The 21,670-nt window shown below is 61.7% G+C and carries 19 protein-coding genes; 13 read left to right on the top strand and 6 right to left on the bottom strand.

Going from position 1 to position 21,670, the window contains the following annotated elements; genetic code table 11:
• Nucleotides 1–2: 2 nt before the first annotated feature.
• From P2T68_RS17915 to P2T68_RS17875, 9 genes are all read left to right on the top strand, one after another.
• Nucleotides 3–1,625 (top strand): glycosyltransferase family 39 protein, encoded by a 1,623-nt coding sequence (locus P2T68_RS17915; RefSeq protein ID WP_168232652.1) that lies wholly within the window; start codon nt 3–5, stop codon nt 1,623–1,625.
• Nucleotides 1,626–1,838: 213 nt separating this feature from the next.
• Nucleotides 1,839–2,090 carry a type VI secretion system contractile sheath small subunit gene (locus tag P2T68_RS17910; RefSeq protein ID WP_081329281.1) on the top strand — a complete coding sequence of 84 codons (252 nt, stop codon included), beginning with the start codon at nt 1,839–1,841 and terminating at the stop codon, nt 2,088–2,090.
• Nucleotides 2,091–2,255: 165 nt separating this feature from the next.
• Nucleotides 2,256–2,966, top strand: a complete 711-nt coding sequence (locus tag P2T68_RS17905; protein ID WP_024075399.1) for an HPP family protein — start codon at nt 2,256–2,258, stop codon at nt 2,964–2,966.
• Between the two features lie 263 nt (nt 2,967–3,229).
• On the top strand, nt 3,230–4,831 hold the full coding sequence (locus P2T68_RS17900) for an acyl-CoA dehydrogenase family protein (protein ID WP_277377959.1): 1,602 nt from the start codon (nt 3,230–3,232) through the stop codon (nt 4,829–4,831).
• A 2-nt stretch (nt 4,832–4,833) separates the two neighbouring features.
• Nucleotides 4,834–6,051, top strand: coding sequence for a cytochrome P450 (locus P2T68_RS17895; RefSeq protein WP_277377957.1), 1,218 nt, complete (start codon nt 4,834–4,836; stop codon nt 6,049–6,051).
• A gap of 2 nt (nt 6,052–6,053) precedes the next feature.
• Nucleotides 6,054–6,455 carry a RidA family protein gene (locus tag P2T68_RS17890; RefSeq protein WP_024075396.1) on the top strand — a complete coding sequence of 134 codons (402 nt, stop codon included), beginning with the start codon at nt 6,054–6,056 and terminating at the stop codon, nt 6,453–6,455.
• Nucleotides 6,452–7,297: an alpha/beta hydrolase gene (locus tag P2T68_RS17885; RefSeq protein WP_024075395.1), complete on the top strand. Its 846-nt coding sequence runs from the start codon at nt 6,452–6,454 to the stop codon at nt 7,295–7,297. The genes P2T68_RS17890 and P2T68_RS17885 overlap by 4 nt, the downstream gene beginning before the upstream one ends.
• A gap of 134 nt (nt 7,298–7,431) precedes the next feature.
• Nucleotides 7,432–8,535 carry an enoyl-CoA hydratase/isomerase family protein gene (locus P2T68_RS17880; RefSeq protein ID WP_024075394.1) on the top strand — a complete coding sequence of 368 codons (1,104 nt, stop codon included), beginning with the start codon at nt 7,432–7,434 and terminating at the stop codon, nt 8,533–8,535.
• A gap of 3 nt (nt 8,536–8,538) precedes the next feature.
• Nucleotides 8,539–9,690 (top strand): acyl-CoA dehydrogenase family protein, encoded by a 1,152-nt coding sequence (locus P2T68_RS17875; protein ID WP_024075393.1) that lies wholly within the window; start codon nt 8,539–8,541, stop codon nt 9,688–9,690.
• 338 nt (nt 9,691–10,028) lie between these two features.
• On the opposite strand, the gene P2T68_RS17870 is transcribed toward P2T68_RS17875, so the two are convergent.
• Genes P2T68_RS17870 through P2T68_RS17850 form a run of 5 tightly spaced genes read right to left on the bottom strand, consistent with a single transcriptional unit; the run spans nt 10,029 to nt 15,590 of the window.
• Complete coding sequence (locus P2T68_RS17870) at nt 10,029–10,802, bottom strand: enoyl-CoA hydratase (RefSeq protein WP_069076019.1); 774 nt, start codon at nt 10,800–10,802, stop codon at nt 10,029–10,031.
• 11 nt (nt 10,803–10,813) lie between these two features.
• Nucleotides 10,814–11,941 carry an acyl-CoA dehydrogenase gene (locus P2T68_RS17865; protein WP_168232650.1) on the bottom strand — a complete coding sequence of 376 codons (1,128 nt, stop codon included), beginning with the start codon at nt 11,939–11,941 and terminating at the stop codon, nt 10,814–10,816.
• Nucleotides 11,942–11,953: 12 nt separating this feature from the next.
• Complete coding sequence (locus P2T68_RS17860) at nt 11,954–13,138, bottom strand: acetyl-CoA C-acyltransferase (RefSeq protein WP_168232649.1); 1,185 nt, start codon at nt 13,136–13,138, stop codon at nt 11,954–11,956.
• 12 nt (nt 13,139–13,150) lie between these two features.
• Nucleotides 13,151–13,918: an SDR family NAD(P)-dependent oxidoreductase gene (locus P2T68_RS17855; RefSeq protein WP_150055681.1), complete on the bottom strand. Its 768-nt coding sequence runs from the start codon at nt 13,916–13,918 to the stop codon at nt 13,151–13,153.
• A 22-nt stretch (nt 13,919–13,940) separates the two neighbouring features.
• Nucleotides 13,941–15,590, bottom strand: a complete 1,650-nt coding sequence (locus tag P2T68_RS17850; RefSeq protein ID WP_168232648.1) for an AMP-binding protein — start codon at nt 15,588–15,590, stop codon at nt 13,941–13,943.
• A 230-nt stretch (nt 15,591–15,820) separates the two neighbouring features.
• Here P2T68_RS17850 and P2T68_RS17845 point away from each other — a divergent pair, with 230 nt between their 5' ends.
• The 4 genes from P2T68_RS17845 (at nt 15,821) to P2T68_RS17830 (ending at nt 21,155) form a co-directional block, all read left to right on the top strand.
• Nucleotides 15,821–16,714: a bestrophin family protein gene (locus P2T68_RS17845; protein ID WP_168232647.1), complete on the top strand. Its 894-nt coding sequence runs from the start codon at nt 15,821–15,823 to the stop codon at nt 16,712–16,714.
• A 76-nt stretch (nt 16,715–16,790) separates the two neighbouring features.
• Nucleotides 16,791–17,849, top strand: coding sequence for a tetratricopeptide repeat protein (locus tag P2T68_RS17840; protein WP_024075385.1), 1,059 nt, complete (start codon nt 16,791–16,793; stop codon nt 17,847–17,849).
• 136 nt (nt 17,850–17,985) lie between these two features.
• Nucleotides 17,986–19,485, top strand: coding sequence for an ATPase domain-containing protein (locus tag P2T68_RS17835; protein WP_041161204.1), 1,500 nt, complete (start codon nt 17,986–17,988; stop codon nt 19,483–19,485).
• Nucleotides 19,485–21,155 carry an ATP-binding protein gene (locus tag P2T68_RS17830; RefSeq protein ID WP_024075383.1) on the top strand — a complete coding sequence of 557 codons (1,671 nt, stop codon included), beginning with the start codon at nt 19,485–19,487 and terminating at the stop codon, nt 21,153–21,155. Before P2T68_RS17835 ends, P2T68_RS17830 begins: the two co-directional genes overlap by 1 nt.
• An 89-nt stretch (nt 21,156–21,244) precedes the next feature.
• Here P2T68_RS17830 and P2T68_RS17825 read toward each other — a convergent pair whose 3' ends face one another.
• On the bottom strand, nt 21,245–21,622 hold the full coding sequence (locus P2T68_RS17825) for a response regulator (protein WP_003217591.1): 378 nt from the start codon (nt 21,620–21,622) through the stop codon (nt 21,245–21,247).
• Nucleotides 21,623–21,670 lie beyond the last annotated feature (48 nt).

The raw sequence follows: 21,670 nt of genomic DNA, 5'->3' as shown, positions 1-21,670 counted from the left end.
ACGTGAACAAAGCTCAAGCGCCCCTGCTTACTGCAACGATTCGCCGACAGTCCCTTGGCTTGGGGCTGCTGGCGTTGCTGTTGTTCATTGCCGGCAACTGGCACCAGGCTATCATCGGCTTTGACTCGCGCTTCGTAGTGTTCGCCCAGGAGATGCTGCGCCATGGGCCAAGCTTCTTCCCCACGACCTACGGGCAACCCTACGCCGACTACCTGGCGACCTCGACACTGATGACCTGGCTGCTGTCCTTGCCCTTGGGCCAGGTCAACAGCTTCACGGCCTGGTTGCCAACGTCCATTGCTTCGGCGCTGATTGTCATGCTGGTGTACCGCCTGACGGCGCCGTACTCCCAGCGCTGGGGCCTGTTGAGCGTAGCGATGTTGCTGCTCAGCAGCACCTTCATCAGCGAAACCCGCGCCGTTTCCTTGGACCAGATGCTCGCGGCTGTCGCCCTGGCCGTGTTCTACCTGGGTTATGCCCATGATCACTTCGGTGCGGGCAAGCGCCTGCACTGGCTGTATCTGCTTTTGCTCATGGGGTTTGCGATTCGCGGGCCGATCGGCCTGGTGATCCCTACGGGCGTGCTGTGCAGCTACTACCTGATCAACCGGCAATGGCGCCAGCTGTTCAGCTTTGGCTTCCTGGCCCTGGCCCTGCTGGTGGCGTGTGTCGGCCTGCTGTTGCTGCTGGCCAAGCTCAGTGGCGGCGAAGTGTTCATGCAAGACGTGATCCGCATGCAGTTCATGGGGCGCATGGATGGCAGTGAAGGCTCCAGCGGTGTGCTGTATTACTTCACCAGTTCCATGGGCAATTACGCGCTGGCCTACCCGTTGGCCTTGCTGGTGCTGCTCGCGGTGGCGATAGGAGGACGGCGCGCGCCGGATCCAGCCCTGCAGTTGGTGCTGTATTGCGCGGCGGCGGGCCTGCTGGTGATGCTCGGCTTGTCGGTTCCCCAGGCCAAGAAGGCGCGGTATGTGCTGCCGATGCTGCCGATGGCGGCAATAATTGCGGCGTATCCGTTCCAGGTGACGCAGGGCCGCCTGTTTGGCTGGTTGCGCGGCCTGATGCTGGGGCTGTGGACGCTGCTGCCGGGGCTGCTGATCGTCGGCCTGTGGCTGGCGCGCCCACGCTATCCCGAGCAATTGAGTCATCTTGGCGGCGTCTTCGGCATACTTGGCGTGCTGCAGGTACTGGCGCTGCTGGCGCTATTCAAGTCACGGCTGCGCTCAATAGCGCCTGCCTTGACCGCGGTGCTGGCGGTATGGAGCACTTACATTCTGGTGGTCGAACCGCTGGAGCGCAGCCTCTACGACACCCGCACCTTCAGCCTTGCTGTTCAGGCGCAGTTCAAGCAGCAACCGGCGCCTGTCGTGCTGCATGCCCTGGGCAAGGACGCCAAGGCGATCAAATTGATCGTCAACCTTGATTGCGACCGGGTACCGCTGTTTACCCAACTGCCTGCCGAACTGGCGACGATCCAGGGGCCAGCATGGCTGGTGATGAGCAAAGCTGACTTTGAAGAGCTGCAAGACCCGCGTTTTCGTTCGATCACGCCAACGCTCACCGGCGAGTTCGACAAGAACCCCTACGTGCTGCTGCACCTGTCCAAAACCATCCAACCGTGACGCTGCCGGCTTCGGCCGGCACTTCCCGGAAAACTCCTACACAACTATGGGTAATGGCGCGTGGCGCTCCCCTTCCCCGTGCTCGAAGCCCAGCGGTAAACTCGCTCGTCAAAGGCGGTAACTATTTGCCACGCCTTGATCGAATGGATAACGACAAGGACGCTATCAGCCGCAGGCAACCCAGTGGCGTACCTCATTAAAAAGGATGATGCCGTGCGCGATGACTTATTGCTTGATGCTCCTTTTCCGTTGACGCATGAGCACGTCCATCTCGGCTACATCCCCATCCCCAGGCTGGAACGCCTCATGGAATTGCGTAACGCCCTGGTGGCGCTGAAAGGTCCATTGTCCAACGACCCCAAGGTGCGCGAAAACCTGCAGGAACGGCTCTTGAGCGATGAACTGCATAATCGCATCCTCGGCCAGGTCTGCCAGGCCCCCACTCCTTCGCCGCAGCTCAACTGAGTTCATCATTATTGAACTTAACCTTCATTAATATGCATTGGCGACCTTGCATCAGGGCCGGCACACTACGCAGGTTCCTCCCCCAAATGTTGGAACGTTCAAAGGGCTTTTCCGGGCAACCAGGCAAGCCTTTTTTTTCGCCTGCTGTTGACGGACCCTTTCTCAATGCTTGCTCGCTGGTTACCTGCTGCTATCAATACCCGCCCCGCCGAATGGAGCCGTGCCGCGATTGGCATGGCCCTGGGCACTCTGCTCAGTGTCTGGGTATGCGCCCAAGTATTTGGCATGGAAGTCGCCCTGCACTTGCTGGGGCCTCTGGGCGCTTCGGCAGTGCTGCTGTTCGCCGTCTCATCCGGTGCGCTGGCGCAGCCGTGGTCGATCATTGGCAGCTACCTGTGTGCCGCAGTGGTCGCGCTGTTGGTTGCTCGGGTACTGGGGCGCACCCTGGGCAGCGCCTGCCTGGCGGCGGGCATGACCGTCATCCTGATCTGCTGGCTGCGCTGCCTGCACCCGCCGGCGGGCGGACTGGCGATGACCCTGGTACTGGCCGACCCCAGCTCGGCGGCCCTCGGCTGGCAGGAACTGCCGGCGGTCATGCTCGGCGCCGCGGCCTTACTCATGTGCGCGCTGGCCTACAACAACGCCACACGCACGCGCTATCCCAAGGGCGCGACCGAGGTACCGGGTATCTTCACGAATAAGTCTCAGGCAGCAAGAGACCCATCGATCACCGCCGCCGACCTCAAGTTGGCGTTAGCCGACATGGAGCAGTTCTACGACATCGAGCCCTCCGAGCTGGAACAGCTGATCCACGCTGCCGAAAGCCATGCGCGGCGCAGAAGTATCGGCCAAGTGTTGGCGAGTCGCGTGGAGTAGGCGCATTCACGACGAATGGTGTTTACGCCCGTGTGTGATGGGCTAAGGTTGTACAAACCACTTGTTGTTGTCTGCTTTTCTCTGAATTCTGGATCGCCGTAAACCAGTAGCGAAGACATTGGATCGTCTGGCTATCAATGGGTGCTCACAGAGCGGTGATACAGGTCAAGGCTTTCCCGGTTCCGCTCTCATCGTCGTTCCACATGCTGGCCCTCCTGCTCAAGTGTTTTGAATGCTCCATTCAAACCTGGTGAGGATCCATCGTGGACGACCACTTGCAGAAGGTGCTGCGCGCGCCGCTTTTCGACCCCCGACAGCGTTATCACCTGCCCCTTAGAGCCTACATGGACCTGACGATCAGGCGCATGCATGCGATTTTCGATGCGGGGCTGATCAACAACGACATGTGGCTCGGCCAACCCGACGCTTCACATTTTCGAGACCTGTGCGAACGCATCGGCCTGATCGGCGCCTACGACTACGCTCTGTATTCCTCGCTGGTGGATCACATGATCGCCGCCAACGCCCTGCTGACCCAGGGCAGCCCCGAGCAGGTGGCGCGCTACCGTGATGAAGTCATCCAGATGCGTGCGGTGTATGCGTTTGGCTGTACTGAAATCGCCAGTGGCACCGACGTCCGTAACCTCAAGACCACCGTCACCTATGATCCTGAACGGCACTGCCTGGTGCTCGATTCGCCCTGCGCAGAGGCCTGCAAGTATTGGATCGGCAACAGCCTGCACGCGGCGCAGGTGGTAATGGTGCTCGCGCGCTTGCTGGTCGACAGCCAAGACCAGGGGCACCACTGGTTTCGCGTGGTGATTCGCGACCAGGAAAACGGCCCTCTGCGCCCAGGGCTGAAGGTCATTGCCTGTGACCCCAAGGGCGGTATTCATGCCAATGAAGTCGGCGCCTTGCGTTTTTGCCAGATGCAACTGGGTACCGATGCGCTGTTGCAGCGCTACGCACGGTTTACCGCCAATGGACAGTTCATCAGCGACTTGCCCAAAGGCGAGCGCTTCATCAATGCACTGGAAACGTTCCTGCAAGAGCGCCTGTTGTTGATGGCCGCCTCGCGCCACGGCGCCGGGCTGTGCGCATACCTGACGTATCGATTTGGCCGCCACCGGCTGTTAGCGGCCGGCCCGTTGCTCGGCAACCCGCTGTTCCGGCAGCGCCTCTATAACGCCCAGCTCAAGGCACTGGCGCTCAAGTACCTCGAGCAGGCCATCCTCACCCGCTTCGAAGCACACTGGCCGCATACCGAGCAGCGCAAGGCGCTGCATATCCTCGCGGCCCTGAGCAAATGCGTCGGTACCTGGATGGGACTGGAAGTGATCGCCCAGTGCCGCGAACTCTGCGGCTCCCAGGGGTTCCATCACTACAACCAGATCGTCACCCTGCGCATGGACTTAGAAATCAGCATTACGTTCGCCGGTGACAACAGCGTGATGGCCTATCAGGTAATCAAGGATGCCCTGGCGCGCCCACGCTTCGACCACGTACCGCCGTGCAACCTTGGCCAGCAGATCGAGCAAACCATTGTCCAGGAGTGCCGACCGGGCAACGACTTTTCCCATCGACAGGCGGTCGGGCTGGCGTACGCCCGCGCACTCGACCTGATCATCCAGGCCGCCGAATCCGCACGCCTCCAGCCGCCCATCCTGCACGACCTGACCCACGTATTTGTTGCGTACCTGCACCACTGGGGCCTGCTCGCCAGCCCCGCGGAACAGCGGCCCAGCGTGGCACGCCTCGCCCAATTGGCCGCTTGGTTGAAGCCACCTTCGGTGTTGGTCAACGCACCGATCGCCAAAGCCGACTACATCCATCAATTCACCCGTGCACTGTATAGGGAGCAATGAACATGGCCCGTCCATCACCGCCCGACTTTTCCAACCCAGACACCGTTCGTGATCCCTATCCGGCGTTTGCCTGTCTGCGCGAACATTATCCGGTGTACTGGTGCCCCCATTTCCACGCCTGGATGCTGACCCGTTTTGATGACGTCTACGCAGCGCAGGGTGATGCCAGGCGCTACTCCTCCGACCGGATACGCCAATTGGTGAATGCCCAATTGCCAGAGGACAAACGCGCGATGGTCGAGCCTTTTGTGGAAAAAGCCTCGCGGTGGATGTGTGCCCAGGACGGCCAGGCACACCAGGCCAGTCGCCAATTGTTGAGCCGGGCCTTTACCCCGCGCGCCATCGACGCATTGCGCGCAGATATCCAGGCGATTGTCGATGAGCTGCTGTCGCAATTGAGCGACGAACCGGAGCTGATGGCCGAGCTGTTCAACCAGGTGCCGGCGCGTATCCTGGCCAAACTCTATGGGATCCCGCAAAAAGACGCGCTGAGGCTGCGGCGCTGGACTGATGACATTCTGGTGTTTCTGGTGGGCAGCCTGGACCCGGCGTATGGCCCCCGCGAAGCCCTGCAAGGGCTGGAAGAAATGTATGAGTATTTCGGCGACCTGATCGATCAGCGCCGCCAGGCGCCCGAAGACGACCTTGTCAGCCGTGTGATCGCCGCGGGCGAGGCAGCTGCCATCACCAAGGGCAATTTACTCGCGCAACTGGCGTTCGTGCTGGTGGCCGGCAACACAACCAGCGCCGACATGCTGGGTATTGGCCTGCTGCACTTGCTGCTCAATCCCGATCAGTTGCAGGCGCTGCGGGCCGACCTTTCACTCATGGCGTGCGCCATCGAAGAAATGCTGCGGATCGACCCCTCGGGTCAATTCAGCCACCGCGTGCTGCGGGAGGACATCGAACTCAAGGGCCGCATGATGCGCAAGGGCGAGCTGGTATTTCTGGTCCGCGCCGCCGCCAACCGCGACGCCGCGCACTTCCTGGACCCGGACCGTTTTGATATCCGACGCGAAAAGAACGACCACCTGGCCTTTGGGCGCGGCGAACACTTCTGCATGGGGACCGCGCTGTTTCGGCTGGAGGCCCATATCGTGTTCACCAGCCTGCTGATGCGGTTCCCCAACCTGCGCTTGATCGATGGGAAGCCACCGGTTTGGCGCACCAACAACTTGCAGTTTCGAGGCCTGAAAACCATTCATGTGGAGCTCCACTGATCATGAACAACGATCCGATTCAGCGCTGCTTCTCAGCGGCGAAATGGGAAAAGGCCGGTGGCTACTGCCGCGCGTTGCGGGCCGGTAACATCATTGTCACCAGTGGCACAGTGGCCTTTGACGAAGACGGCAACCCCTACGCCCCAAACGACGTGTACCTGCAGACCCGGCGCTGCCTGGAGATCATCGAAGCGGCGCTCCAGCAGTTGGGCACGGACCGTACCCGAATAATTGCCACGCGCATGTACACCACCAACGTGAATTGGTGGCCGGAAATAGCCAAGGCCCATAAAGCGTTTTTTGATGGCTGCGAACCGACCACCATGTTGCTGGGCGTCTGCGCGCTGATCGGTCCGGAATATCTGGTGGAAATCGAAGCCCAGGCACAGGCCGCGACACCATGACCCCGGAACAAGCACGCAAGGAGGTGCGCGATGCCGTGGTCATGGACGTCAGCGACCTGACCTTGGCGACCGAGGGACGACCAGTGGGGGTGCGCCTGTACCGCCCCGCGCGCCCTGCCCCGGCGCCGGTGCTGATGTACTTCCACGGTGGCGGTTGGGTCACCGGGGACCTGGACACCCACGACAGCTTTTGCCGGGTCATGAGTGAGTGGGCAGGTTGCGCCGTGGTGGCGGTGGATTACCCCCGCCCACCGGAACACCGCTTTCCCGCGGCGGTGAAGAGCTGCTATACCGCCACTTCCTGGATCGCCCGCAACGGTGCGTCCCTTGGGCTGGATCCGCAGCGCATCGCGGTCGCCGGGGGCGGATCGGGTGGTGGGTTGGCGGCGGTGATCTGCCAAATGGCCAGGGACCTGGGCGCCCCGCCCATCGGTTTCCAACTGTTGCTGTACCCAGTGCTCGACTGCCTGGCGCGCAACCGCTCCCGCAGGAACTTTGCCAACGGGTTTGGCCTGACAGCCGAGCTGATGGACTGGTACCTCGACCAGTACGTACCGCCCGGTATTCCCCTGGGGCATCCCTGGCTTTCGCCGGCGCGCGATACCTCGCTGCAAGGGTTGCCCGCAGCCCTGATCATTACCGCCGGCTGCGACCTCTTGCGCGATGAAGGGCGCGCCTTTGCACGTGGCTTGAAACGGGCAGGCGTGCCGGTGCAACACAAGGAGTACACCGGCATGCCTCATGGTTTTATCAACTATCCTGCCACTGAGGCCAGTGCCCGGCGTGCCGTGCTGCTCTGTGCCGAGGCTCTGGCAGGCTTTTTCGACCCGCCCCCAGCCTGAGCGGCACTTCTGCATAAATGCAAAAACGACCTGCAGGATTCCGGGTTGTACTGGGCAAATTTGCACTGGTAGGATCGCGAGATGGTTCATCCGCAAACATCTAGATAAAGAACAATAAAAGCAGGGAGTTACAGATGACTGCTCAGGTTTCATCCGAAGCAAGCCATACCGATAATCTGCAGCACGAAGTACTGGCCCAAGTGCGCAACCATATTGGCCACCTCACCCTCAATCGCCCTGCCGGCTTAAACGCCATCACCCTGGACATGGTCCGCAGCCTGTCTCGCCAGCTGCAGGCCTGGGCCGATGACCCTCAGGTCTACGCCGTGGTACTGCGCGGTGCCGGCGAAAAAGCCTTCTGCGCCGGTGGCGATATCCGTTCCCTCTACGACAGCTTCAAGAACGGCGACACGCTGCACGAGGATTTTTTCGTCGAGGAATACGCCCTCGACCTGGCCATCCACCATTACCGCAAACCCGTACTGGCCCTGATGGACGGGTTTGTCCTTGGCGGCGGCATGGGCCTGGTGCAAGGCGCGGATCTGCGCGTCGTCACCGAACGCAGTCGCCTGGCGATGCCGGAAGTGGCTATCGGTTATTTCCCTGACGTGGGCGGCAGTTATTTCCTGCCGCGCATCCCAGGCGAGCTGGGTATCTACCTGGGCGTCACCGGCGTGCAGATTCGCGCGGCTGACGCGCTGTACTGCGGGCTGGCGGATTGGTACCTGGACAGCACCAGGCTGGCCGACCTCGACCAGAAACTCGATCGCCTGGCATGGCAGGACTCCCCACTCAAGGACCTGCAAGGCGTACTTGCCAAACTGGCCGTACAGCAACTGCCCGACGCGCCGCTCGCGGCCTTACGCTCGCCTATCGATCATTTCTTTGCACTGCCGGACGTACCGAGCATGGTCGAACAGTTGCAGGAAGTCACCGTGGCTGACAGCCATGAATGGGCCATGACCACCGCCAACCTGATGAAAACCCGCTCGCCGCTGGCCATGGCGGTGACCTTGCAAATGCTGCGGCGCGGTCGCCGTCTCCCCCTGGAACAGTGCTTTGCCCTGGAGCTGCACCTGGACCGCCAATGGTTCGAGCGTGGCGACCTGATCGAAGGCGTGCGCGCCCTGATTATCGACAAGGACAAAACCCCACGTTGGAATCCGCCGACGCTCCATGAGTTGGATGCCAACCATGTCGAGAGCTTCTTCCACACCTTCAAGCAGGTTGCGAACTAAGCCATGCAAGATATTGAATACACTGAAGAACAAGTCATGATTCGTGACATGGCACGCGACTTTGCCCGTGGCGAAATCGCCCCACACGCCCAGGCCTGGGAAAAAGCCGGCTGGATCGATGATGCCCTGGTCGCCAAGATGGGCGAGCTGGGCCTGCTGGGCATGGTCGTGCCGGAAGAATGGGGCGGCACCTACGTCGATTACGTCGCCTATGCCTTGGCGGTGGAAGAAATTTCCGCCGGTGACGGCGCCACGGGCGCACTGATGAGTATCCATAATTCAGTGGGTTGCGGGCCTATCCTCAACTACGGCACCACCGAACAGAAACAAACCTGGCTGGCGGACCTCGCCAGCGGCCAGGCCATCGGCTGCTTTTGCCTGACCGAACCCCAGGCGGGGTCCGAAGCCCATAACCTGCGTACCCGCGCCGAATTGCGCGACGGCCAGTGGGTGATCAACGGCGCCAAGCAGTTTGTCAGCAACGGCAAGCGCGCCAAGCTGGCCATTGTGTTCGCCGTCACCGACCCTGAACTGGGCAAGAAAGGCATCTCCGCCTTCCTGGTGCCCACCGATACGCCCGGGTTCGTGGTGGACCGTACCGAACACAAGATGGGCATTCGCGCCTCCGACACCTGCGCCGTCACCCTCAACCAATGCACGGTCCCCGAGGCCAACCTGCTGGGTGAGCGCGGCAAAGGCCTGGCAATTGCCCTGTCCAACCTCGAAGGTGGCCGTATTGGCATCGCCGCCCAGGCCTTGGGCATAGCCCGTGCCGCCTTTGAAGCGGCGCTGGCCTATGCCCGTGACCGCGTGCAGTTCGATAAGGCAATCATCGAGCACCAGAGCGTCGCCAACCTGTTGGCCGATATGCAAACCCGGCTGAATGCCGCGCGCCTGCTGATCCTGCACGCCGCGCGCCTGCGCAGTGCCGGCAAGCCCTGCTTGTCTGAGGCGTCCCAGGCCAAGCTGTTCGCCTCGGAAATGGCTGAAAAGGTCTGCTCCTCGGCCATGCAGATTCATGGAGGGTATGGGTACCTGGAGGATTACCCGGTGGAGCGTTACTACCGGGATGCGCGGATCACGCAGATTTACGAAGGCACCAGCGAGATCCAGCGGATGGTGATTGCCCGAGAGCTCAAGAATTACCAGCTTTGATTGAAACGGCTGTGGGAGGGGGCTTGTTGTGGTGAGTGGACTTAATGCGGCAAGTGGACTTGATATGGTGAGCGGGCTTGTTGTGGCGAGCAGGCTTGTTGTGGCGAGCGGGCTTGCCCCGCGTTGGGGCGCGAAGCGGCCCCAAAACCTGACGATTTAATAGGCCTGGATAAACGCGGGGACCTTATTGGGGCTGCTTCGCAGCCCAACGCGGGGCAAGCCCGCTCGCCACAACAAGCCCGCTCGCCACAACAGGCCCACTTGCCACCAAGCCCACTTGCCACTAGGCCCACTCGTCACAACAAGTCCATTTGAACCCCGGTGTTCTGGATACCGGGTTATTTATCCTTGAACGCTGGCGCGCGCTTGGCCACGAACGCCGCCATCCCTTCCTTCTGATCCTGGGTGGCGAACGCTGCGTGGAACACCCGACGCTCAAAGCGCACGCCTTCCGACAGGCTGACTTCAAACGCGCGGTTCACGCTTTCCTTGACCATCATGCTGATCGGTACCGACTTGCTGGCGATCAGGGTGGCGACTTTCAGCGCTTCGTCCAGCAGTTCATCGGCTGGCACGATACGCGCGACAATCCCGCAGCGTTCCGCTTCCACCGCGTCGATGAAGCGCCCGGTCAGGCACATTTCCATGGCCTTGGCCTTGCCCACCGCGCGGGTCAGGCGCTGGGTGCCGCCCATGCCCGGCAGGACGCCAAGGTTGATTTCCGGCTGGCCGAACTTGGCAGTGTCGCCGGCGAGGATAAAGTCGCACATCAGCGCCAGCTCACAGCCGCCGCCGAGGGCGAAGCCGTTGACTGCGGCGATGATCGGCTTGCGGCGGTTGGCCACGCGGTCGCTGTCGCTGAACAGGTCGTCGAGGTAGATCCGGGGGTAAGTCAGCTCGGCCATTTCCTTGATGTCGGCGCCGGCCGCGAAGGCTTTCTTCGAGCCGGTGAGCACGATGCAGCCGATTTCCGGGTTGGCTTCCAGGCTGTCGAGCGCCAGGTTCAGCTCACTGACCAGTTGCGCGTTCAGCGCGTTCAGGGCTTGCGGGCGGTTGAGGGTGATCAGTCCGACACGGCCCTGGACTTCGAGCAGGATGGTTTCGTAACTCATGTTTCGGCTCCTTAAAGATTGCGTGAAATGACCATGCGCTGGATATCGCTGGTGCCTTCGTAGATCTGGCAGACCCGCACATCGCGGTAGATCCGCTCCAGGGGGAAGTCGCTCAGGTAACCGTAACCGCCCAAGGTTTGCAAGGCGGCCGAACAGACTTTCTCGGCCATTTCCGAAGCGAACAGCTTGGCCATGGACGCCTCGACCAAGGCCGGTTTGCCGCTGTCACGCAGGGCTGCGGCGTAATGCACCATCTGACGGGCAACCGCGATTTGCGTGGCCATGTCCGCCAGGCGGAACGCCACGGCCTGGTGGTCGATCAAGGCTTTGCCAAAGCTTTCGCGTTCACGGGCGTAATCGCGCGCCGCTTCGAACGCTGCGCGGGCCATGCCCACCGATTGCGAGGCAATACCGACGCGACCGCCCTCAAGGTTGGCCAGGGCGATACGGTAGCCTTCGCCCTCCTCGCCCAGGCGATTCGCCACCGGCACCTTCACATCCTCAAACAGGATCTGGCAGGTGTCGGAGGCATGCTGCCCCAACTTGTCTTCAACCCGCGCCACGGTGTAGCCCGGTGAATTCGTCGGCACGATGAATGCGCTGATCCCGCGCTTGCCCGCGGCGGGGTCGGTGACCGCAAACACGATCACGATCCCGGCGTTTTGCCCGGAGGTGATGAACTGTTTGCAGCCGTTCAACACGTAATGGTCGCCTTCCAGGCGCGCCCGGGTTTTCAGGCTGCTGGCATCGGAGCCCGCTTGGGGCTCGGTGAGGGCAAAGGCGCCGAGCATGGCGCCGCTGGCCAGGGGTTTGAGGAATTGTTCTTTCTGCTGATCGTTGCCGAACGTGAGAATCGGCACGCAACCGACGGAGTTGTGCACGCTCATGATGGTCGAGCACGCGCCGTCACCTGCGGCGATTTCTTCCAGGGCCATGGCATAGGCCAGGTAGCCGGTGTCGCAACCGCCCCATTGTTCCGGCACCAGCATGCCGAAAAAGCCCAATTCGGCCATTTCGCCGATGGCTTCCTTGGGAAAGCGATGCTCGCGGTCCCATTCGGCGGCGAACGGTTTCAGGCGTTCCTGGGCAAATTGCCGGGCCGCGTCACTGATTTGCAGCTGTTCGTCATTCGGGAGCATGGTACAGAGTCCTTAATACAGGCATTCGACGGCCATGGCCGTGGCTTCACCACCGCCGATGCAAATGGCGGCAACGCCACGCTTGAGGCCTTTTTGGCGCAGGGCCGAAAGCAGCGTCACCAGGATCCGCGCGCCGGAGGCACCAATCGGGTGGCCCAGGGCGCAGGCGCCGCCATGGATATTGACCTTGTCGTGGGGAATCTCCAGCTTGCTCATGGTGACCAGGCTGACCACGGCAAAGGCCTCGTTGATTTCAAACAGGTCCACGTCGCCCAGGTTCCAGCCGGTCTTGCTCATCAGCTTGCGAATCGCCCCCACTGGCGCCACCGGGAACAGGCCCGGCTCGTCGGCAAACGCCGCATGCCCGTGGATCACCGCCAACGGCGTGAGCCCGCGCTTGTGCGCCTCGGACTCACGCATCAGCAGCAACGCCGCCGCGCCATCGGAAATCGAACTGGAGTTGGCCGCAGTGACGGTGCCGCCTTCGCGGAAGGCCGGCTTCAGGCTGGCGATCTTGTCCAGCTTGGCCTTGGGGGGTTGCTCGTCGTGCAGGATGGTCTTCTGCTCTTTGCCCACGGTGACCTGCACCGGGACGATCTCGGCGGTGAAGCAGCCTTGGGTGATGGCCTGCTGCGCACGGGTCAGGGAGGCAATGGCGAAGGCGTCCTGGGCTTCACGGGTAAAGCCGTTGTGCTCGGCGCAATCTTCGGCAAAGGTGCCCATCAGGCGGCCCTTGTCGTAGGCGTCTTCCAGGCCGTCGAGGAACATATGGTCGAGCACCTTGCCGTGGCCCATACGGTAGCCGCTGCGGGCGCGGTCCAGCAGGTACGGTGCGTTGGACATGCTTTCCATGCCGCCGGCAACCACCACGTCGACGCTGCCCGCCAACAGCGAGTCATGGGCCAGGATGGTCGCTTCCATGCCCGAACCACACATCTTGTTGAGGGTGGTACAGCGCGTGGCCTTGTCCAGCCCGGCGCCGAGGGCCGCCTGGCGCGCAGGTGCCTGCCCGAGGCCGGCCGGCAGTACACAGCCGAACAACACCTCATCCACGGCATCGTTGGCGATACCGGCGCGCTCGACCACCGCGCGAATCGCGGCAGCGCCCAGTTGCGGCGCGGTCAGGCCCTTAAGGTCGCCCTGGAACCCGCCCATGGGCGTACGCGCGGCACTGACAATCACGATGGGATCATTCATGACGCATCCTCCTCACTTGGCTGCCATGCGCAAGGCACCGTCGAGACGGATCACCTCGCCATTGAGCATGCTGTTTTCGATGATGTGCCGCACCAACGCGGCGTACTCGGCAGGTTTGCCCAGGCGTGGCGGGAATGGCACACCGGCGGCGAGAGAATCGCGGACTTCCGGGGCCATGCCCGCCATCATTGGCGTTTCGAAGATGCCCGGGGCGATGGTCATCACGCGAATGCCGAATCGCGCCAGCTCCCGTGCCGCCGGCAGGGTCAGGCTGGCGATCGCGCCTTTGGAAGCCGCATACGCCGCCTGGCCGATCTGCCCGTCAAACGCTGCGACCGACGCGGTGTTGATGATCACCCCGCGTTCGCCCTCGGCATTGGCTTCGGTTTCGGCGATGGCCGCCGCGGCCAGGCGCAGCAGGTTGAAGCTGCCGATCAGGTTGACGTTGATCACCTGGGCGAAGCTGGCCAACGCGTGGGGACCGTTCTTGCCGAGGATTTTCTCGCCACGCACCACGCCGGCGCAGTTAACCAGGCCATGCAGACCACCAAAGGCAGCCACGGCGGCCTTTACGGCGGCTTCGGCGGCGGCTTCCTGGCTGATATCCGCCACGGCGCTGCGGGCGTTGTCACCCAGTTGCCGGGCCTTGGCGGCGACGGCTTCGGCGTTCAGGTCCACCAGCATGACCTTGGCACCGGCCGCGATCAGCATCTCGGCCGTGGCCGCGCCGAGGCCCGAAGCGCCGCCGCTGACCAGAAAAACCTTGTTTTCAATCTGCATCATTGTTTCCTTGAAAGGTGGATCACGCCAACGCCGCTTGGGCCTTGGCGATTTCCTGGTTACGCAAGATAAAACGTTGCAGCTTGCCGCTCGGAGTCTTGGGCAAGTCGCTGACAAATTCGATTTCCCGCGGGTAGGCATGCGCGGCCAGGCGCTTGCGCACATGCAGGCGCAGCTCTTCGGCCAGCTCCGGGGTCGCTCGGTATTGCTCGTTGATCACCACAAAGGCTTTCACCAGCTCGGTGCGCTCCGGGTCGGGCTTGCCGACCACGGCGGCTTCGACCACGGCCGGGTGTTCAACCAGCGCGCTTTCCACGTCGAAGGGGCCGACCCGATAGCCGGAGGTGGTGATCACATCATCACTGCGCCCCACAAAGCTGATGCTGCCGTCCGGGTTCAATTCGACCGTGTCGCCACTGAGGTAGTACTTACCGACGAACGCCTTGGTCTTCACCCCGTCGTAGCCGGCGAACCAGCACATCGGCGATTGCTCGCGATCAATGGCGAGAATGCCCGGTTGGCCGGCAGGCAGCTCCTGGTAATCGTCATCCAGCACCACGATGCGATGCCCCGGCGAAGCAAACCCAGCCGAGCCGATGTGTACCGGATGCGCCAGGCCATGATGGTTGCACAGCACCATGCCCAGTTCGGTCTGGCCGTAGTGGTCGTGGATGGTGACGCCCAGGTTGTCGGCAAACCAGCGGATCACTTCCGGGTTCAACGGCTCGCCGGCGCTGCTGACAATACGCAGCTTGCCCTTGATCGAACGGGCGAACTGCTCGCCCCCGGCAATCAACAGGCGATAGGCCGTCGGCGAACCGGTGAGGTTGGTGATCCCGTATTTATTGATGACCCGGCAGGTGCTTTCCAGGGTGAACGGGCCGTCGTAGAAGGTGATCGGATGGCCCATGGACAACGGCCCGGTCACGCCGAAATAGATGCCGTAGGCCCAGCCCGGGTCGGCGACGTTCCAGAACGCGTCTTCAGGACGCAGGTCGACCGCATCACGGGTATAGCTCTGGAACGCAACGATGGCCTTGAGCGGTACCGACAAGGCTTTCGATGGCCCGGTGGTGCCCGAGGTGAACATCAGCAGGAACGGCTCTTCGGCGTCCAGCAGCACCGGCTCGCAGAGCTTGGAATAGTTGGGCAACTCGGCCCAGAAGCTGAAATCGCCCCGTACCAGGCCTTCACCTTTAGCGCCGGTGACCGTGACGATGGTCGGGCAGCCCTGAACCTCCGCGAGCTTGGGCCGATTCACCGCATCGGTGACCACCAGGGCTGCGCCGGAACTGTTCAAGCGGTGTTCAATGGCCTTGGGGCCAAAGGCGGTAAACAGTGGTTGATAGACCGCACCGATACGCCAGGTGGCAAACACCACCACCAGCAACTCGGCGGTGCGTGGCAACAGACCGGCGACCTTGTCGCCACGCTTGACGCCCTGAGCCAGCAGGAAGTTGGCGAAGCGTGCCGCCTGGTCCTGCAACTCGCTGAAGGTGGACGTGGCGCTACGCCCGTCCTTGCCCTCCCAGAACAACGCGATACGCCCAGGCAAGGCATGGCGGTCGCAACATTCAACACAGGCATTCAGGCCCTGCAGGTTGCCAGCCAAGGCGGCATCTACGGTGTGCTGGTAATCAAACTCGGTGGTGGCAGCCAAATACTCACGCATCGCTTTAAATCCTTCTGTATTTTTATTTTCAGGACGTAAACGGAACCCGTGAAATAGTCGCTCTAGAGCGTTGCAGCAGCAATGGTCAAAGCCATCAACCTGGCTGACTGGTTTGGCCAATGCCTTCTCATCATAGACCCCACCGATCAGCCGGTCGGCCCAAGCGATTGGACGGTTCGCCCGCCAGCTTCTAACCTGATGGCCTGCGCCACCGAAGAAGCCCCCTTGCGATGATCGTTCGCCCCAAACCCAACCTCCTGGGCATCCTGTTTTCCCTCAAGGGCTCGATTGCCAAGCGCATCGCCCTGCGCAGCCTGCTGGTGACATTGCTGGCCTCGGTGATCGTGCTGGTGGAAACCCTGCACCCCGCCTATTTCTCCAAGGTCAACGCCACGCCGTTCACGCTGCTGGGGCTGTCGCTGTCGATCTTCATGAGCTTTCGCAACAACGCCTGCTACGACCGCTGGTGGGAAGGTCGCAAGCAGTTGGGGCAGATGCTCATTGATGTGCGCTCGTTGATACGTGAAACCCAGGTGCTCGGCGACCCACTGGAACGGGCAAGCCTGTTGCGCGGCTTGTGCGGTTTTGCCCACGGTTTGATCGCGCGCCTGCGCCTGGAGGATGAAGCCCAGGCGATCAAGCCCTGGATCGGGGTGCCGACGGCCCATCCCAATCTTCCCGACCTGGTCCTGCAACAGCTGGGCGCGCGGTTTTCCACGCTGGCCGAACACGGCGTGATCAGTGAATGGCGCTACACCCAGCTCGAAACCCGCCTGGTCAGCCTCTGCCAGGTACAGGCTTCCTGCGAGCGGATCAAGGCCACGCCCCTGCCCTTTCCCTACACGCTGCTGCTGCATCGCACCATTTACCTGTTCTGCATTCTCTTGCCATTCGCCATGGCCGAGCCGCTGGGCTGGCTGACGCCGGTGTTCACCGCCATCGTCAGCTACACCTTCTTCGGCCTGGATGAAATCGGTGACGACCTGGAAGACCCGTTCGGCTTCGACGAGAACGACCTGCCCTGCAACGCCATCGTGCGCACCCTGGAACGAGAGGTCCTCGCCGCCCTCGGTGCAACCGACCTTCCCCCTGCCCTGGAGCCGGTGGACTACGTGCTGACCTGATGCCGGTTTGACACTCGCCCTGGTCTGACCGAAGCTGAGCGCTTTGTAATAGCTGCCCAAGCTTTCGGACGCCTGCATGTCAAAGTCACGCCGTTACTCCATCGTCGGCCTGTGCGCCCTGTTGTTGATTGTGCTGATCACCTGGTATTTCTCACGCGCCACCCCGGTCGCGGTGCCCCCTGCCATCGCCCACGGTTATTCCAAGGCCCTGAAACAGGCGCACAACGGCGAACCGGGGGCGGCCCGCGTGCTGTATCAGCAGTTGGCCCGGCCAGACCTGTCCGACGAACGTCGCGCCGCGCTGCATGCCGAGTTGCCCAACTACCCCAGCCCCCAGGCCTTGAAATTGGCCGACAAGGACCTGGCCAATGAATCGCCACGGGTTCGTGAGGCGGCGATTCGCAGCATTGTCGGCCTGGTGCCCACCGGCCAGCGCACCCTGTTGCTCGGGCCACTCCTGGAGGACGCCGAGCAAAGCGTGCGCTTTGCCGCCGCCAACGCCTTGCTGGGGCTCTCGCCGGACACCCTGGGCCTGTATTTCGGGCCATTGCAGCAAGTGCTCGATGAATTCGTGAAAACGCTCAAGGCTCAGCCTGAAACGGCTGAAAGCTGGATTCAACTGGCGCGGCTGTACATCCACAGCGCGTTGCTGCCGGAGGCACAAAACGCCCTGGAACAGGCGATGCGCTTGCAGCCGGACAACCTGCAGGCCGTAGTCGCGCAAATTGAGCTGCTGGACAAACAAGGCAAGACCGACGAATCGCGCCAGTTGCTGGCTCGCCAATTGGCGGCGCACCCTGAGTCCGCCTACCTGCAACACGCCCTGGGCATGTGGCTGCTGCACCACGGCGAGCGCCCTTATGCGCTGCTCGGCCTGTCCAAGGCCGTGGAGCTGGAACCGGACAATCAGGATTACCGCTACGACCTCGCCACCACCCTGCATGCCCAGCAGGAACTCGAGGCCGCCCAGCGCCAGTTGGAAGAAATCATCCAGCGCCACCCTGCCAACCGCAAGGCGCGGGTGTTGCTGGTCAATTACTGGAAGGAAAGCGGCCAATTGCAAAATGTGCAGGTACTGCTGGCCCAACTTGAGCAACAGAACCCAGACGACCCGGCCTTGCAACAAGGTCTTTGATACCAGGCCTGCATAAACCTGCGAAACGGACAAACTAATACAATGGGTTGAACCGCCACACGCCACCACGGTCAAGAGTTTATGGCGCGCCCTGAGGCGGCGCCCCTTCTACTTGTACGTGACCCGAGGGCACTTCTTGTCTACATCCAAAGAGCTGTTCAGTGAAAAGGCGGCCACCGGTATCGAAGGTCTTGATGACATTCTTTCCGGGGGGCTCTCACGCAGCCATCTGTTCTTGCTGGAAGGCGAACCCGGCACCGGCAAAACCACCGTGGCGCTGCACTTCCTGCAGGCGGGGGCACACAACGGCGAGCGGTGTTTGTATATCACCCTGTCAGAGACCGAGCGCGAGCTGCGCCAGGGCGCCAAATCCCATGGGTGGGAACTCGACGACCATATCCATATCTTCGAACTGACCCCGCCGGAAAGCCTGCTCAACGCCGAGCACCAGCAGAGCCTGCTGTATTCCTCCGACCTTGAACTGGGGGAAGCCACCCGGCAGATTTTTGAAGTGGTCGAGCGAGTCAAGCCGACCCGCGTAGTCATCGACAGCCTGTCGGAGATCCGGCTCCTGGCACAAAGCTCGCTGCGCTATCGCCGGCAGATCCTGGCGATCAAGCATTACTTCGTACGCTATGACGCCACGGTGCTGCTGCTGGATGACCTGACCACCGAATCCCTGGATAAAACCGTACACAGCGTGGCCCACGGCGTGATTCGCCTGGAAGAGCTGACGCCCACCTATGGCGCTGAGCGGCGCCGTATACGCGTGGTGAAGTACCGTGGCCAGAAATACCGAGGCGGCTTCCACGATTTCACCATCATGGGCGATGGCATCCACGTATTCCCCCGCCTGGTGGCAGCCGAACATCGCGGCGTCTACATCCGCGAGACATTGAGCAGCGGTATTGCGGAGATGGATGCGTTGATGGGCGGCGGTGTGGAGACCGGCTCCAGCAGCTTGATCCTCGGCCCTGCGGGGACCGGCAAGTCATTGATCTCGATGATCTTCGCCGCCGCGGCGGTCGCCCGTGGCGAAAAAGCCGCGCTGTTCATTTTCGATGAAGAGCTGGGGCTATTGTTCGAGCGCATGAAAAACATGGGCATCGACCTCGCCGCGATGCAAGCCACCGGCAACCTGCTGATCGAGCAGGTCGACGCTGCGGAGCTGTCGCCGGGCGAGTTTTCGCACCGCGTGCGCCGCTGCGTGGATGAGCGGGGTATCAAAACCGTGGTCATCGACAGCATCAACGGCTATCAGGCCGCCATGCCGGAAGAAAACGCGCTGATCCTGCATATGCATGAACTGCTGCTGTACCTCAACCGCCGGGGCGCTGCCACGTTCATGACCGTCGCTCAACACGGGCTGGTCGGCGATATGCAGACCCCCGTGGACATCACCTACCTGGCCGATACGGTCATTCTGCTGCGTTACTTCGAAGCATTGGGCAAAGTGCGTCGGGCCATCTCGATCATCAAGAAACGTACCGGCTCCCATGAATCGACGATCCGCGAATACCGTATCGGCAGCGGCGGCATGACCGTGGGCGAGCCCCTCGACAACTTCCAGGGTGTATTGCGCGGTATTCCGATCTTCACAGGCTCCGGCTCACCCTTGCTCAAGGAAGAGGGATAGTGAGCGGTTTTTCCCCCCTCTCCGAGCGCGCAATCATCCTCGCACCCTTGGGGCGCGATGGTTCTCTGGCGCTGATGATGCTCAACGAAGCCGGCTACAGCGGTATGGTAGCCAGCAACCTGAACATGCTCTGCGACGCCTTGGAGCACGGTGCCGGCCTGCTGGTGATCGCCGCTGAAGCCTTGCGCGGGGTCGACCTCGAACCGCTGCTGGATCACCTGCATCAGCAGCCGGCCTGGTCAGACCTGCCGATTGTGCTGATGACCCACCACGGCGGCAGCGAACAGAATGGCTCCTCGCACCTGAGCGGGTTGCTGGGCAACGTGACCTTCCTGGAGCGGCCTTTCCATCCGGTGACGCTGATCAGCCTGGTCAGCGCCGCCCTGCGTGGTCGACGCCGGCAATACGAAGCCCGCGACCGCCTGGTGGACCTGAGCGAAAGCGAACTGCGCCTGCAACGCACCCTGGAAACCCTCGAACAACAAGTCGAGGAACGCACGGCCCAACTGCGCAGCAACGAAGAGGCATTACGCCAATCGCAGAAAATGGAAGCGGTCGGACAGTTGACCGGCGGTATCGCCCATGACTTCAACAACATGCTGACGGGGATCATCGGCAGCCTGGAGCTGCTGCGAAGGCGCGTATCGCGGGGCAAGCTGGATGACCTCGATAGCCTGATTGATTTGGGGGTGACGTCCGCCAACCGCGCTGCCGGCCTCACCCATCGTTTGCTGGCGTTCTCGCGTCGCCAATCGCTGGATTCCAAACCGGTGGATATCAACCAACTGGTCGCTTCCATGGGAGAGTTATTGCAACGCAGCATCAACGAAAGCATCGACCTCGACATGCACCTGACTGATGGCTTATGGACCGCCGAAGCCGACCCCAATCAACTGGAAAGTGCCCTGCTCAACCTGGTGATCAACGCGCGGGATGCCATGCCCGGCGGCGGCAAACTGCTGGTTGACACCACCAACCGCCATCTGGACAGCGTTTTCACGGCGGCCTACGGCACCTTGAAGCCCGGCGACTATGTAGAACTCAGCATCAGTGATACCGGCTGCGGTATTCCGGAACACTTGATGGGCCGAGTCTTCGATCCGTTCTTCACCACCAAGCCCATTGGCCAGGGCACAGGCCTGGGGCTATCGATGATCTACGGCTTTGCCCGTCAGTCCCACGGCCATGTGACGATCCACAGCGAAGTGGGCAAAGGCACCACCGTCAGCCTGTTCCTGCCGCGCTTTGTGGGCGAGCTCACCGCGCTGGAGGCCGACAACCCGACGTTGCTGCCCTTTGCCAATGCGGGTGAAACGGTATTGATCGTTGAGGACGACCCCGCCGTACGCGTATTGGTCTGCGCGGTACTGAAGGAGCTGGGCTACGGCTTTGTCGAAGCGGGAGATGCCGACGCGGCGCTGCCGATTATCGAGTCCGAACAACGCATTGACCTGATGATCAGCGACGTCGGCCTGCCCGGTATGAACGGGCGGCAGTTGGCAGAAATCGGTCGCCAGATACGCCCGGATCTCAAAGTGCTGTTCATCACCGGTTATGCCGAACACGCCGCCGTGCGCGGTGGTTTCCTCGACCCGGGAATGCAGTTGATCACCAAGCCATTCACCTTTGATCTGTTAACGGCGAAGGTCAGGGAGATGATTCAGGCGTGACGCGGGTAAACGGACCGATCTAGGCGGCAATCCGTTGGTTCGATTTAAAGCAGTGTCCCCTCATGCGGACACTGTCGCCTTGGGCTGTTTCAAGCTAAAAGTCGCTGGATATGCTCTTGCAGCGTATCCAGGTCAAACGGCTTGGCCAAAATCGGCGCATTACGCGTGATCGGGCTATTACAGTCGAGGATTTCCTGCGGGTAGCCGCTGATAAAGATGACTTTCAACTCCGGCCGCAATTTGATCGCCGGCTCGGCGATCTGCACCCCGGAGATTCCCCCAGGCAGGCGATAATCTGTGACCATCAGGTCCAAGTGTGGCTTGGTTGCGAGGATTTCAAACGCCTGCTCCCCATCGATGGCCTTCAATACCCGGTAACCCAGGCCGGCCAGGTATTCACCCAGCACGAACATAATGGATTCGTCGTCTTCGACGATCAGTACGACATCTTGTGCATCTTCACTCATGGGAAGCCTTTGTTCGGTCATTTGCTGCAAATACGACCATAGGGTCAT

It is taken from the genome of Pseudomonas sp. G11, from assembly GCF_029457515.1.
In the GTDB taxonomy this organism is placed as follows: Bacteria; Pseudomonadota; Gammaproteobacteria; order Pseudomonadales; family Pseudomonadaceae; genus Aquipseudomonas; species Aquipseudomonas gorinensis.
This window is presented reverse-complemented; position numbering and strand designations above follow the sequence as displayed.